Here is a 13,469-nt window from a genome sequence, read left to right on the forward strand (position 1 = left end):
ACTTTTGCAAAAGCGACGATGGCTATATTCAGCCCTCTATAATAACAGCGTTTTACCAGGTGATGTATGCTTTCCTTACTAGGTAGAAGTTATCTGTATCTCCGCTTCAGAAACAAAGAAAAGGTACAGCAGGAGCTTACCAGGAAATATGAAGGGCAGTTCAGGAATGCAGGAACTATGCTTCTGGCTGATATTTTTATGGCCCTGGCCGTAGTGGCTGTAGTAAGTCTTATAGCTGCTGGTGTGTACTTCCTTGTCGCCTAAGAACCCATTCATAATTTATAATTCGTAATTCATCATTTGATATGACCGCCATCCGAACATTATTATCTGGTTACTTTCCGGAACTTACCGAAGACCAACTGCAAAAGTATGACCGGATGGGCGAGCTATACGAGGAGTGGAACCAGAAGATTAACGTCATTTCGCGGAAGGATATGGAACACCTGGGCGTACACCACATCCTGCACTCGCTGGGAATTGCCAAATTAGTCCAGTTCCCGGAGCATACGTCGGTGCTGGATGTGGGCACAGGAGGTGGCTTACCGGGGCTTCCGCTGGCCGTGATGTTCCCGGAGGTGAAATTCCACCTGGTGGATTCTATCGGCAAGAAAATACACGTGGTGCAGGAGATTGCGCGTGAGTTGCACCTGCAAAACGTGACAGCATCCCATGTGCGGGCAGAGCAGGTCCGGGAGAAGTTCGATTTTGTGGTGAGCCGTGCCGTTACACGCCTCGCCAACTTCTATCCCTGGGTTGCAAACAGCTTCAAGAAATCAAGCGTACCCACCAAAGGACTATATTATTTGAAGGGCGGCGACTTGGCCGAAGAAATTGCTGAATCTGGCCTTATCACCAAGGTGTACGACCTGAAAGACTACTTCAATGAAGAGTTTTTCGAGACGAAGAAGGTCGTGTACGTGCCGTTTAAATAGACTAAAATTTAATACACCTGAAAACTTGAGTCAGTCTTGGTGTCCAATAAAAACTGGACCGCTCTTGCCTCTGAGTAATACAGGTCTTTCCTGAAGTCTTCGGCGAAGCCTACATGGCCGCCCTGCTCGGGCATTTCCAGGTAAAAGTTAGAGTTTTCCTGCGCCTCCTGCACCGGGTAGCATTCTTCAGACAGAAACGGGTCGTTCTTCGCATTCACCAGCAGCGTGGGCAGTTGTATGTTTGGTATGAACTGCTTGGAGCTAACACGGGCGTAGTAATCTTCTGCATCTTTGAAACCATGCAGCGGAGCCGTATACTTATCATCAAACTCCGGAAAGGACCAGAGCACATTATAATCTGTTAGGTCTACCTCTTGGGCATACAGCCGCTGTTTCTGCTCCAGCTTAAGCTTCAACGATTTCAGAAAGCGCCGGGTATAGATCTTCGAAATTCTCTGGGCAGATCCTTTCAAATCCACGGGAGTAGAGAACACGGCGGCGCACTTTACCTGCGGCGGCACCTGCTCAGGAGCTTCGCCGAGGTATTTCAGGGTGATATTGCCGCCCGCACTGAACCCCACCAGGTATACAATACGGTAACTGTTATGCTCCAGGGCATACTGTAGCACAAAGTCCAGATCGTCGGATGCGCCCAGGTGGTAGGAGCGGAGGAGCTTGTTAGGCTCACCGCTGCAGCTACGGTAGTTCCAGGCCATGGCATCTATCCCCCGCGCATTAAACGCTTTCACCATACCCGTAATGTAAGGCCTGGCGGTGTCTCCTTCCAGCCCATGCGACAGGATAATGAGTGAATCAGAACCCACCCTGCACCAATCCACATCAATGAAGTCTTCGTCAGGTGTAACAAGTCGCTCCCGCTGATACTGCACGCCCTCTACCTGTCTGAAAAGGCTGGGGACAATAGTTTGAAGGTGGCCATTGAAAAGGTAAAAGGGAGCTTTATGTTCGGACGGAATGATAGGCATAGTATAGGGTAAATTAGCTGCTACTGCTCTTTACAGCATATAGCGTGCTATACTTTGTTCGGAGTGCTCCTAAATCAATAACTTTTATTTCTGCGTAAGTAGATGAAGGAATTAACAAATAAATAAAATGAAAGTTACATCAAAATTTAAAACTATAAGCCTGGCATTTGCGCTTGGTGCATTTACGGTTGCCTGTAATCAGGAAACGACTACCGACGTGAATGAGGAAATAAATGAGGCGCAGATGGAAGCTCCTGACAGGTCGGCAGAAGTTAACGTATCGACAGAAGCCAACCGGGACATAGAGGAGTTTGAGACCTGGGTTCAGGAACAGTCAGCACGTGCCGAGACTGCTACAAGAGAGGAATGGGCCGAGATAAGAAGTGAATATCAGCGCCGCAGGGCTGAACTGGAGGCTGAGAGCGCCAACTGGGATGAAGAGGCAAGGCAGGAGTGGGAGGAACTGAAGGCTGACTGGAATGAAGCTGAAAACAAAATCAGAGAGCGTTTAGGTAATATTGAAGATGTGGACGTGGATGTAGATGTGGATGTGGAGCGGCAGAATAATTAAGAGTCCTGTAACTGATTGATGCAGGCCACGTCACTGAAAATGTTGTTGCCTGTTTTCCTTAAATCATTCTGAAAAGAGTCTGTTGCGAATGCCCCGCCCTGTGGTATGGCACTTTGCAGGTAGGGAAGGCAATAAGAATTCTGTGCAGTGGCTTAATGTGGGGCAATAAAGCAAGGCTTTTGAATGAACAGTGCTTCAGACAGTATGTTTTTACTATATTTGTTCTGCTAATGCACAAAGGAATAATTTTATAGTTGGTTTTGGAAATTATATGTAAAGGTTATACCTTTGCAAACTCATTCTAAGAACAGAACAAAAGATTTAATTACATAAAAATAATATGGCTAATCACAAGTCGGCATTAAAGAGAATCAGAGCGAACAACGCTAAACGTCTTCGTAACAGGTATCAAGCGAAAACTACTCGTACTTTCATTAAGAAATTAGAGAAAACAACTGATCAGGCAGAGGCGCAAGAGCTTTACAAGACAGTTTCTTCGATGCTTGACCGTCTGGCTAAGAAAAACATCATCCACAAAAACAAAGCTGCCAACAACAAGTCAAGACTGGCTAAGTTGGTGAACGGCCTGGCTGCAGCTTAATTTTTGCTGGAAAAGCGCTTCAAAAGCCTTGCACATGCCGTGTAAGGCTTTTTGTGTTTTAATAAATATAATGCTTTTTGAGGAGGAGTTTTGCCTTATTACAATGTGAAGCGCCAGCACTGGTGGGTGAATATATTATGCTGCAGAATTACTCATAGAACTTGCTGGTCCCTAAACAGAAAGCCCGCTGTAGAAGCTTCTACAGCGGGCTTTCTGTTTTATTTGAGGCTCGCGGATTAAGCTATACTTAGCTTAATCATGTTGGTGCGTTTCTGCTCGTTTATTGGCATGCTGGCTGTGTTGATGAACACATCACCTTTATCGATGTAACCACCCTCTAACAAGGTGTTCTTAATATCATCAATAGTTGCGTCCGTTGACTCAAACTTATCATAATGGAAGCCACGTATGCCCCACACCAGGTTCAGTGTATTCAGTAGCTCATGATTTTCAGTGAAGATAAAGATGTTGGCTTTCGGGCGGTACTTTGCCAGCTGTAATGCTGTGTATCCTGACTTTGTCATACCTATCACTGCTTTGGCATGGGTATCATGGGCAAGGCTGCAGGCGTTTGCCACCAGGCTGTCGCTATAGAACGTCTTAGCCTGTGGGTTCAGCGCATAGCTCTTGTTAAATATGTTGGTAGCGTTGGCCTCCACCGTGCGGATGGTAAGGCTCATGCTGCGGATAGTCTCGATAGGATAAGCACCTACAGCCGTCTCCGCACTTAGCATCACGGTGTCAGCACCGTCAATCACTGCATTTGCTACGTCGTTTGTCTCGGCGCGAGTCGGCCTTGGATTAGTGATCATGCTCTCCATCATCTGGGTGGCCACAATCACAGGCTTACCTGCTCTGTTGCATTTCTCCACCAGCATTTTCTGGATCATCGGCACTTTCTCCATGCCCACTTCAACACCGAGGTCACCACGCGCCACCATAATGGCGTCTGTCGCTTCTATAATCTCATCGATGTTTTCGATGGCCTCAGGCTTTTCAATTTTAGCGATCACACGGGTCCTTTTTCCCCGCTCTTTGATCATTTGTTTGATTTCGTTGATATCCTCTGCTTTGCGTACAAAAGAAAGCGCTACCCACTCCACATTATTATCTAAACCAAACTGCAGGTCTTCTATATCTTTTTCAGTCATGGAAGGGGCGGACACCTTTGAGTCAGGCAGGTTGATTCCTTTACGTGGTTTCACTGTGCCGCCATAAATAACCTCTGCCTCCACTTCCATGTGGTGATCTGTGCTGATAACTTTAACCTCCAGTTTACCGTCATCCAAAAGAATAGCATCGCCTGGTTTAACGTCTCTGGCCAGGTTCTCATATATAGTGGAGAGCCTGCCTTCTGTTGTGAGAGAGCCGTCACAAACAAGCTTTATTACCTGGCCTTCCCTTATTTCAATCGCACCGTTTTCTACATCACCCAGTCGAATCTTAGGTCCCTGAAGGTCCTGCACCAGGCAGAGGTTTCTGTTGTGTTTCTTATTTAAGTCGCGAACATAATCAATTACTTTCTGATGTTCTGAATAGGCACCATGTGAGAAGTTAAGGCGGAAAGCATTTACGCCTGCATCAGCTAAAGCCAGGAGGCGCTCAGGGGTATTGCTTGCGGGGCCAACGGTAGCCAGGATTTTTGTTTTGTTGAAGGATAAGTCCATACTTAGAATATCAGGTTATCTTTTAGTTTAAGTGTAAGTGGGTCAAATTGTTTCACGTACTGTACCAGCGGAATACGGAGAAGCCTGTTTATAAGCTCCTGCGGGCACAGTTGCCGCAGCGGACCGTTTATCTGCAGCACGTAGTCATACTCCTTTATTTCGGGCAGTAAGAACGGGTTTTTTGCCGGGGCAGTACCTACTGCTCTGTTCTTAAGAAGGCGAACTATACTATAGTCGGTAAGATACTCATAATTAGATATAATTATGTGCTCCTGCTCAACTAAGTCATAACAAAGGTCCTTCTGCTTGATGAGGCGGAAGCCCAGTAGCTTGTTCAGAGCCCAGGCTAATTTGTGCTCTTTTACCGTCGACACCAAGCCATACAGATCAAAGTCGTACTCATACGCTATGTCCAGCCGGAGTGTCTTCATGATTTTTAGTTCAACGCCAAAAATAGCAAGGGAACTTGGTATAATGGCAATTGCATGGTAAAACTTTTGCAAAAGAGGGAATAGAGTAATTTTTTTTGACATTGTCTGCCTAATTACATTTCTTTGCACAGTGTTTTAATTAACTATAAAAAAAATGTCAGAAATCGCAGAAAAAGTAAAGGCTATCATTATCGATAAGCTTGGTGTGGAAGAGTCAGAGGTTACACCGGAGGCTAGCTTCACGAATGACCTTGGCGCTGATTCATTAGATACAGTTGAGCTTATCATGGAATTCGAAAAAGAATTCAACGTATCTATTCCAGATGATCAGGCTGAAAATATCGCTACTGTAGGTCAGGCTGTAAGCTACCTTGAAGAGCACGCGAAGTAATATTCCCCTCTTTTTATTTAGTATCCTATCAGAACAAATTTTCTACTATCTATCCTCTACTAGTAGCTTATGGAGCTTAAGAGAGTTGTAGTTACTGGGTTAGGCGCACTCACGCCACTTGGCAACACTGTTTCAGAATATTGGAACGGGTTAAAGAATGGCGTGAGTGGTGCTGCCCCTATCACGCGCTTTGATGCGAGTAAGTTTAAAACACAGTTTGCCTGTGAAGTAAAAGGATACGATCCTGAGAACTACTTTGACCGTAAAGAGGCCCGTAAAATGGACCTTTTCTCTCAGTTCGCCATGGTTGTGGCCGATGAGGCCGTGAAAGACGCCAGGCTGGTAGAAGATAATATTGATCTTGACCGTATTGGTGTTATCTGGGGTTCCGGCATTGGTGGCCTGCGTACCTTTCAGGAAGAGTGCGTAAACTTCGCCAACGGCGACGGCACCCCACGCTTCAATCCCTTCTTCATTCCGAAGATGATTGCCGATATCAGCGCAGGCCATATCTCCATTAAGCATGGCTTCCGGGGACCTAATTTTGTAACTGTATCTGCTTGTGCATCTGCTACAAACGCTCTGATTGATGCTTACAACTACATCCGCCTGGGTATGGCTGATGTCATCGTTTCCGGTGGCTCTGAGGCAGCTGTAACAGAGGCAGGTGTAGGTGGTTTTAATGCTTTGAAAGCCCTTTCAGAGCGTAACGATTCTCCAGAAACAGCCTCCAGACCTTTTGATGCGGACCGCGACGGTTTTGTGTTGGGAGAGGGAGCAGGAGCTATCATTCTGGAAGAGTATGAGCACGCCAAAGCACGCGGCGCAAAAATTTATGCTGAAATCATCAGTGGTGCAATGTCTGCTGACGCATACCATATCACGGCGCCACACCCGGAAGGCCGTGGTGCATTTACCGTGATGAAAAATGTGCTCGCCCAATCGGGAACTAACCCGGAGGAGGTTGATTATATCAACGTGCACGGAACATCCACTCCCCTTGGTGATCTGAGCGAGGTAAAAGCGATTAAGCAGGTATTCGGCGACCACGCCTATAACCTGAACATCAGCTCCACTAAATCCATGACAGGGCACTTACTGGGTGCTGCCGGTGCCATCGAAGCTATTGCTTCCATCATGGCCATTCAGCACAATGTGGTGCCTCCAACTATCAACCACTTTACCGACGATGAGAACCTTGACAGCCGCCTGAACCTGACGTTTAACAAGGCGCAGGAGCGTGAAGTAAAGGTTGCCCTGAGCAATACATTTGGATTTGGTGGTCATAATACCTCCGTTTTATTCCGCCAACTGAAGGATTAGTGTGTTTGGGCCTATAAAACCAGTTCGGCGCGTATACCACAGGTTATTTAATAAAGACAGGGTATTAGTACGCGCTCTTGCTGGCCTTATTGGCAGTACACCGGATAACATCCGGCTGTACAAGCTTGCCCTCACGCATACCTCTTTTGCACGGCAGACAGCGGCGGGCAAACACGAGACAAACGAGCGCCTGGAGTTTTTAGGCGATGCCATATTGGGTGCTGTTGTGGCAGAGCATCTTTTCAGAAAATTTCCCTACGAAGATGAGGGCTTCCTGACCGAAATCCGTTCACGCATCGTGAACCGGGAGTCGCTGAACCTCATTGCTGTCAGAATTGGTTTAAACCTGCTGGTGAAGGTAGATACCGCCAGCCACGGTACCCGCCACAAATCCGTGAACGGCAATGCACTGGAGGCGCTGGTGGGCGCCATTTACTTGGATAAAGGCTACGATAACACCCGCCGGTTTATCCTCTCTAAGCTGATAAAGCCGCATGTAGATCTGCATAGCCTGACTACAACTACCGCTAATTTCAAAAGCAAACTAATTGAGTGGGCGCAGAGCCAGAACATGGATATCCGTTTCGAGATTGTGAAGCGGAAGCAACAGGGCAACACCACCGAATTCACTTCTGAGGTAACCATCGACGGTAAACCTATTGCCGTAGGCGTAGGCCTTTCCAAGAAAAAAGCCGATCAGGCCGCCGCCGAGAAAAGCCTGGCTGCGCTGAAAATCTCCTAAGCTTAATTTTGAATGATTGAATAGGTGTGCCTAAAAGTATGCCCTTTGATAGGCTGTTCCTATTATCCAATAATTCGAATATAAATTGCCTCGCATCACTTAACTTGCCTCCACAATGTTGCGTTAAACAACCCTATGGAAGAAACAAGATTAATGCTTGCCGCCGCCGCCCTTAACCAAACCCCTATGGATTGGGACGGCAACATGCAAAATATAAAGGACGCTGTAGAAGAAGCGAAATCAAACAAGGCCCACCTGCTTTTGCTGCCAGAACTCTGCATTACCGGTTATGGTTGCGAAGACATGTTTCTGAGCCCCTGGCTGTCGGAGGTAGCATTTGAGAAGCTGTTACAGGTGAAGGAGTGGTGCGATAACATAACTGTAGCTGTTGGTCTGCCGCTTTTCCTCGACAAAAAAGTATATAACACTGCCTGCGTCATCAAAAACAAAGAAATCATTGGTGTTACGGCAAAGCAGTTTATGGCTAACGACGGCGTGCACTATGAGCCGCGTTGGTTTACACCCTGGCCTGCGGATGTGGTGCAGGAGTTTGAGAAGTTTGGTCAGACCTACCGCATCGGCGACATCATTTATGAGGAGCAGGGCGTAAAGTATGCATTCGAGATATGCGAGGACGCTTGGCGGCCGAACAGGCCTGCCGAACGGCACATGCCAAAAGGGGTGGAACTCATCCTGAACCCGAGCGCCAGCCACTTTGCCCTCAGTAAAACAGACGTACGGCACCGGTTGGTAGTAGATGCCTCTAAAAAATACAGATGTGCCTACGTATATGCGAACCTGCTCGGGAATGAGGCCGGCCGCATGACGTACGACGGGGAGGTGCTGATTGCCCAAAACGGTAAACTTATCCGCAGAAATGAACTGCTTTGCTTTAAGAATGTGGATATGGAGTGTGCAGAAGTCTGTTTCTCCAAGAACCCCACCATAGAGGATGTGATAGAGTACCTGCCCCCGATAGATGAGAACAAAGAAGTAATAGATGCCTTGAGCCTCGCCTTGTTCGATTACATGCGCAAGAGCCGCAGCCGAGGCTTTGTGCTGTCGCTGAGTGGGGGTGCCGATTCGTCTTTATGCGCTGTGGCTGTAGCGGAAATGGTGCGGAAAGGGATTGAAAGCCTGGGAGTTGTGCTGTTTGCAGCCAAAACCCAGATGTTCCCGATGAAAGATGTCGCCTATTTTGAATCGCTACCCCCCGAACAGGCTCAAAAGGAACTGGTAGGCAGGCTGCTGACCTGTGCCTACCAGGGCACTGTTAACTCCTCCGATGACACCTACAACTCCGCCAAAGGGCTTGCCGACTCTATCGGGGCCAAATTCTTTAACTGGACGATAGACAATGAGGTGAGAGGGTACATTTCCAAAATCGAAGATGTGCTGCAGCGCCCGTTAACCTGGGAACAGGACGACCTGACGCTTCAGAATATACAGGCACGGGTACGTGCCCCTGGCATTTGGATGCTGGCTAACATCAACAACGCCCTGCTCATGGCCACCTCAAACCGAAGCGAAGGCTCTGTGGGCTATGCCACCATGGATGGTGACACGGCAGGTGGTATTTCACCGATTGCAGGTATAGACAAAGCCTTTATTCGGCAGCTGTTAATCTGGATGCAGCAGGAGTTAGGCTACGAGGGGCTACAATATGTGAATAAACTGCAGCCAAGTGCCGAGCTGCGCCCGTCAGAGGACGAGCAGACAGACGAGAAAGACCTGATGCCGTATGAGGTGCTGAACCAGATTGAGCGCCTTGCTTTTCACGACCGCTTTGCACCGCATGAGGTATATAACATGCTTCTGGAGCAGCAGGTGGCGGAACCGGAGATGCTGAAGGCCTGGGTGACCAAGTTCTATACACTGTGGTCGCGAAACCAATGGAAACGTGAGCGGTATGCCCCATCTTTCCACCTCGACGATTACAACATAGACCCTCGCAGCTGGCTTCGTTTCCCTATTTTAAGCGGGGGCTTCCAAACAGAACTTGCCAAAATAAATGAGGCTTAGCAGGCTTGCAGTAAATAATGTAGAGTGGTAGGCGTTACTTGTTATAGTAGCGCCTGCTTTTTTTACCAGTCCCCGTATTTGCGCTTCAGGTGTTCGTTGGTGAGTACGATGCTGCCCATAAAGAATAGCAGCATGAAACCGAGTGGCACCAGCAGGCTTGCAAAAAAAGGCAAAGTATAGTAACAGATAAGGCTGATGAACAATGAAACAAAGCCTATTCCGAGGATAAACCGGGCATAAAAACGATTGCCTTCGTGCCAGTTTTCCTCATCCCTCATAGAGTAGTGGGTGCGGAAGCCGTAAAACCAGTTCACCCGCTTAGGAGGCCATTGCTGTAGTACAAAGCCGATAAGAATTACCAGCAGGGCAGGCATTAAGTGAAGGAAAAGCATTCGGGTTTAATAAAGTTTTATTCTTTTGTTACACGCAGGGCGCAAGTCTTTCGTTTTTTCAGTACCTGATTTATCGTAACTTTGGGAAGAACTGAACCACCTTTATGAGCATTTTAAATTACATTCCCTGGAATGTCGACCCCGAAATATTTAGCATTGGCCCCTTAAGCATCCGTTGGTACGGTTTGCTTTTTGCCCTGGGCTTCGTAATTGGGCAGCGCATTCTCACCAAGATTTATGTGGCTGAGGGCCGCACAGAAGGCGATGTGGATGTTATTACCCTCTACATGATTATCGGAACAGTGATTGGTGCCCGTTTAGGCCATACGTTGTTCTATGCTCCGGACTACTACCTGAGCAACCCCATTGAAATCCTGAAGATATGGGAAGGTGGCTTAGCCAGCCATGGGGCTACCATCGGTATTCTGTTTGCACTGTGGCTGTTCAGCCGCCGCATGAAGTTTGACTATGTGTGGGTGCTGGACCGCATCGTGATTGTAGTGGCTTTAGGCGGAGCCCTAATCCGGTTGGGTAACCTGATGAATTCAGAGATATTTGGCCGACCAACTGATGTGCCGTGGGCATTTATATTCTACCAAAATAATGAATATTCCCACGTGCCGCGCCACCCGACACAGTTATACGAGTCACTGAGTGTTTTTCTGCTTTTTGTGGTGCTGTACTGGTTGTGGAGCAAGTATAAAGCTGCGTTGCCACGCGGATTGCTGTTCGGGCTTTTTGTAACGTTCCTTTTCACTTTCCGTTTTTTAGTGGAGTTTATGAAAGAGAACCAGGAGGCCTTTGAGGATGAAATGGCCCTGAACATGGGCCAGATATTAAGCATACCGCTTATTCTGGTTGGCCTGTTTATCCTGTTTAAAGTGTGGCAGAACCCAAAGCCTGCCCTGCCCGGAGGTAAACTGGTGGATGATACAAGAGCCGATACAAAAAAGGTACGAAAAGGATAAAAAACGAAGCAGGCCTTTCTCCATCAGAGAAAGGCCTGCTTCGTTTTTTATCTTATATGGTGCTATAGACTATAACGGTAGAGGTTGCCGCCTTCACTCGTAATTATCAACGTGTTGTTGTTTTCAAAGGCAATGCCTTCTGTCTGGCCAGCCCCTTCGATACTAACCTCGTCATGATCTCCTTCAAAAAAAGTGGCTGGCGAATCAAAGCCCCGGAACAAGTGTATTTTCTCTTCACTTAGCAGCGCCACGGTGTTTCCGTCCGGGCTAATGTCAGCACCTGTTACTTCTGTCTCTGTTTCTGCTTTGTAACTGCCAATCAACCTAGCCTTGTGGTTCCCTGGCTGAGCAGGTATCTGGTATACATTGGCTGTTTCACCCTGCCCTCTGTCTTTTGTAATGATGTACAGGTTATCATCGTGCCAGAAGAGCCCCTCCGAATCGAAGTTCCGTTCTTTTTTAGAAGGCGGAAATTTTTTCTGGTCCTCATAAGTAAAGTGGATAGCCTCTGTCTGTTGCGGGTTCTCCAGGTTCATCCTGTACACCACTAAATCACGGCGTCTGTTATTATTGTTGCCAGTGTCTGCAATGTATATGTTGCCTGCTTCGTCCTGCGCCAGGTCTTCCCAGTCTACATTCTTTATATCCAGCTTTAGTGTTTCCACCAGCTTACCTTCTTTGTTTAACTTGTAGAGGTATGGCCTGTTACCCGCATCGTTGTGCGTGAGGTAATGGCCTTCCTGAGGTAGTACAGCAACACCAGAGCTTTCTCCAACAGCACCAGGCAGATTAGCCAATTTTTCGAAAGAGGCTGCTGTTGCAGGGGGTGCCTCCGCTGTGGTTGGCGCTTCCAATAATGTGTCGCGCATAAAGAAGAACAGCAGTGCTGCTACAGCTACAAAAACAGCTGCTACTTTTATCATCAGGTTCATTTATTTTGGATTGAAAATATGGTCGTGTAATTCTTATTTAACGGGAAGGCCCTGCCCGACGTTAACAATGAAGGCAAATAAATATTTTGACAGGATGTGTTATGCCACATGGGAGAATTACAAGTGATAAAAAGATGGAGATAAAAAAGATAAAAGAAACCTGCCTTTATGTCGCAGATTTAAAAGAGAGTAAGGCCTTTTACGCAGGCAAATTGGGGATGAAGCAAATTGGGGAGGTGAAGGACCGTCACATTTTCTTTCGGGCCGGATCATCGGTACTTTTATGCTTCATAGCAGATGTGTCTAAACAGGGTGGCAACTTACCTCCGCATTATGGTGCAGGGCAGCTGCATCTTGCTTTTGAAGTAGAGCAGGAGCAGTACGAAGCGTGGAAGGAGAAAGTAAAAAGCGCCGGCATACCAATTGAGCAGGAGTATGACTGGGGCGGGGGCTTCCTGTCGTTCTACTTCCGTGATCCAGACCAGCACCTGCTGGAAGTAGTGATGGAAGGGATGTGGGAGAGAAGTTAATACTGAATAACTGAATTTTGAATGACTGAAACTTTATGTGGTGTACGCCCAGTTTACAGTTCTCAACTTTCCGGTTATTTTGAAAGAAGTCTTTCGTTTACCATTGATAGCGTTTCCGGGTGTACAGTATGTCCGCCATCAAAGGTATACACCTGCGGCGTAATTCCTAGTTGTGCCATCAGTTGTCCCTTCTGTTCCAGTTTATCGGGAGTGATAAACTCATCCTGCGTACCGTAGACAACGGCCACTGGTAAATCCTGAAAGGCAGCCTTGCCTGCATCAAAATCGATATCCTCCGGAAAGGAAGCAGCCCAAAGTACAAGCCGGTGCACAGGCACCTGCCCGGTAGCCAACCAACGGCAAACGGTAGCACCCCCTTGGGAAAAGCCTAATACTGTAACCTGTACGTCCTGCGGCAACTGCCGCAGCTGTTCTTTAAGCAGTAAATTCAGGTAAGCTGCCTGGTCCTCAATCTCTGAAAGCCTATCTTCCTTTGTCATCCAGGTAGCGCCTACACGCCCCGAGAAGCCATCCAGGTAAAAACGCGACAGCGCCTCAGGTGCCACCACAAGGGTTTTGCCATCATCCAGGCCGCTGAAGTGGCGCAGAAAAAAAAGGCCTAACTGCCCGTATCCATGGCACACAATCCAAAGGTCTTTGATAGCATCGGAAGGGGTACCCAAGGTATAATAACGGGCAGTGCGCGGGACAATAAGTTGGTGTTCAGTCAATATTTTGCGTGTATCTAAACAGTTGATCGTGATAGCAGTACCTCTCTACCTCTCTACCTCTCTACCTCTCTACCTCTCTACCTCTCTACCTCTCTACCTCTCTACCTCTCTACCTCTCTATGAACTTGCAACAATAAATTGGACAAAGGATTAAGCTGCTAAATGTTTAACATTTCTTCCATTTGTTTGGGTGTACGGTATCCCAGACTTGAATGGAGTCTTTCTCTGTTGTAGAAGATCTCGATGT

At 47.4% G+C, this 13,469-nt stretch carries 16 protein-coding genes; 9 read left to right on the forward strand and 7 right to left on the reverse strand.

Features of this window, described 5'->3' with window-relative positions; translation table 11 throughout:
• Positions 1 to 78: 78 nt before the first annotated feature.
• Complete coding sequence (locus DXT99_RS27120) at positions 79 to 276, reverse strand: hypothetical protein (protein ID WP_181885189.1); 198 nt, start codon at positions 274 to 276, stop codon at positions 79 to 81.
• 29 nt (positions 277 to 305) lie between these two features.
• Between DXT99_RS27120 and rsmG the strand changes: the two genes are divergently transcribed.
• Positions 306 to 935: a 16S rRNA (guanine(527)-N(7))-methyltransferase RsmG gene (gene rsmG / locus DXT99_RS19840; protein WP_115567333.1), complete on the forward strand. Its 630-nt coding sequence runs from the start codon at positions 306 to 308 to the stop codon at positions 933 to 935.
• Positions 936 to 943: 8 nt separating this feature from the next.
• On the opposite strand, the gene DXT99_RS19845 is transcribed toward rsmG, so the two are convergent.
• Complete coding sequence (locus DXT99_RS19845; RefSeq protein ID WP_115567334.1) at positions 944 to 1,921, reverse strand: YheT family hydrolase; 978 nt, start codon at positions 1,919 to 1,921, stop codon at positions 944 to 946.
• A 127-nt stretch (positions 1,922 to 2,048) separates the two neighbouring features.
• Between DXT99_RS19845 and DXT99_RS19850 the strand changes: the two genes are divergently transcribed.
• Both DXT99_RS19850 and rpsT read left to right on the forward strand, forming a co-directional pair.
• Positions 2,049 to 2,492 (forward strand): hypothetical protein, encoded by a 444-nt coding sequence (locus DXT99_RS19850; RefSeq protein ID WP_115567335.1) that lies wholly within the window; start codon positions 2,049 to 2,051, stop codon positions 2,490 to 2,492.
• A 340-nt stretch (positions 2,493 to 2,832) separates the two neighbouring features.
• Complete coding sequence (rpsT, locus tag DXT99_RS19855; RefSeq protein WP_115567336.1) at positions 2,833 to 3,093, forward strand: 30S ribosomal protein S20; 261 nt, start codon at positions 2,833 to 2,835, stop codon at positions 3,091 to 3,093.
• A 236-nt stretch (positions 3,094 to 3,329) separates the two neighbouring features.
• Here rpsT and pyk read toward each other — a convergent pair whose 3' ends face one another.
• Together pyk and DXT99_RS19865 are read right to left on the reverse strand one after the other, a co-directional pair.
• Positions 3,330 to 4,760: a pyruvate kinase gene (pyk, locus tag DXT99_RS19860; RefSeq protein ID WP_115567337.1), complete on the reverse strand. Its 1,431-nt coding sequence runs from the start codon at positions 4,758 to 4,760 to the stop codon at positions 3,330 to 3,332.
• A gap of 2 nt (positions 4,761 to 4,762) precedes the next feature.
• Positions 4,763 to 5,191: an IPExxxVDY family protein gene (locus tag DXT99_RS19865; RefSeq protein WP_115567351.1), complete on the reverse strand. Its 429-nt coding sequence runs from the start codon at positions 5,189 to 5,191 to the stop codon at positions 4,763 to 4,765.
• 154 nt (positions 5,192 to 5,345) lie between these two features.
• Between DXT99_RS19865 and DXT99_RS19870 the strand changes: the two genes are divergently transcribed.
• The 4 genes from DXT99_RS19870 to nadE all read left to right on the forward strand — a co-directional run bounded on the left by DXT99_RS19870 (position 5,346) and on the right by nadE (position 9,669).
• Positions 5,346 to 5,582: an acyl carrier protein gene (locus DXT99_RS19870; protein ID WP_018477241.1), complete on the forward strand. Its 237-nt coding sequence runs from the start codon at positions 5,346 to 5,348 to the stop codon at positions 5,580 to 5,582.
• Positions 5,583 to 5,651: 69 nt separating this feature from the next.
• Positions 5,652 to 6,905, forward strand: a complete 1,254-nt coding sequence (gene fabF, locus DXT99_RS19875) for a beta-ketoacyl-ACP synthase II (protein ID WP_115567338.1) — start codon at positions 5,652 to 5,654, stop codon at positions 6,903 to 6,905.
• Position 6,906: 1 nt separating this feature from the next.
• Entirely contained in the window at positions 6,907 to 7,647 is a 741-nt protein-coding gene (rnc, locus tag DXT99_RS19880) for a ribonuclease III (RefSeq protein ID WP_115567339.1), read from the forward strand.
• Positions 7,648 to 7,782: 135 nt separating this feature from the next.
• Positions 7,783 to 9,669, forward strand: a complete 1,887-nt coding sequence (gene nadE, locus DXT99_RS19885) for an NAD(+) synthase (protein ID WP_115567340.1) — start codon at positions 7,783 to 7,785, stop codon at positions 9,667 to 9,669.
• A 62-nt stretch (positions 9,670 to 9,731) separates the two neighbouring features.
• Here nadE and DXT99_RS19890 read toward each other — a convergent pair whose 3' ends face one another.
• The gene (locus tag DXT99_RS19890) at positions 9,732 to 10,061 is read right to left on the reverse strand and encodes an SdpI family protein (protein ID WP_115567341.1); all 330 of its coding nucleotides are present in this window, start codon (positions 10,059 to 10,061) and stop codon (positions 9,732 to 9,734) included.
• A gap of 104 nt (positions 10,062 to 10,165) precedes the next feature.
• On the opposite strand from DXT99_RS19890, the gene lgt reads away from it, so the two are divergent.
• Positions 10,166 to 11,029: a prolipoprotein diacylglyceryl transferase gene (gene lgt / locus DXT99_RS19895; RefSeq protein ID WP_181885190.1), complete on the forward strand. Its 864-nt coding sequence runs from the start codon at positions 10,166 to 10,168 to the stop codon at positions 11,027 to 11,029.
• A 62-nt stretch (positions 11,030 to 11,091) separates the two neighbouring features.
• Here lgt and DXT99_RS19900 read toward each other — a convergent pair whose 3' ends face one another.
• Positions 11,092 to 11,952: an SdiA-regulated domain-containing protein gene (locus DXT99_RS19900; protein ID WP_246000872.1), complete on the reverse strand. Its 861-nt coding sequence runs from the start codon at positions 11,950 to 11,952 to the stop codon at positions 11,092 to 11,094.
• 143 nt (positions 11,953 to 12,095) lie between these two features.
• Between DXT99_RS19900 and DXT99_RS19905 the strand changes: the two genes are divergently transcribed.
• Positions 12,096 to 12,491 (forward strand): VOC family protein, encoded by a 396-nt coding sequence (locus DXT99_RS19905; RefSeq protein WP_115567343.1) that lies wholly within the window; start codon positions 12,096 to 12,098, stop codon positions 12,489 to 12,491.
• A 74-nt stretch (positions 12,492 to 12,565) separates the two neighbouring features.
• Here DXT99_RS19905 and DXT99_RS19910 read toward each other — a convergent pair whose 3' ends face one another.
• A complete protein-coding gene (locus DXT99_RS19910; RefSeq protein WP_115567344.1) occupies positions 12,566 to 13,222 on the reverse strand; it encodes an alpha/beta hydrolase in 657 nt (218 codons plus the stop codon).
• Positions 13,223 to 13,469 lie beyond the last annotated feature (247 nt).

The sequence above is a fragment of the Pontibacter diazotrophicus genome, assembly GCF_003367245.1.
In the GTDB taxonomy this organism is placed as follows: Bacteria; Bacteroidota; Bacteroidia; order Cytophagales; family Hymenobacteraceae; genus Pontibacter; species Pontibacter diazotrophicus.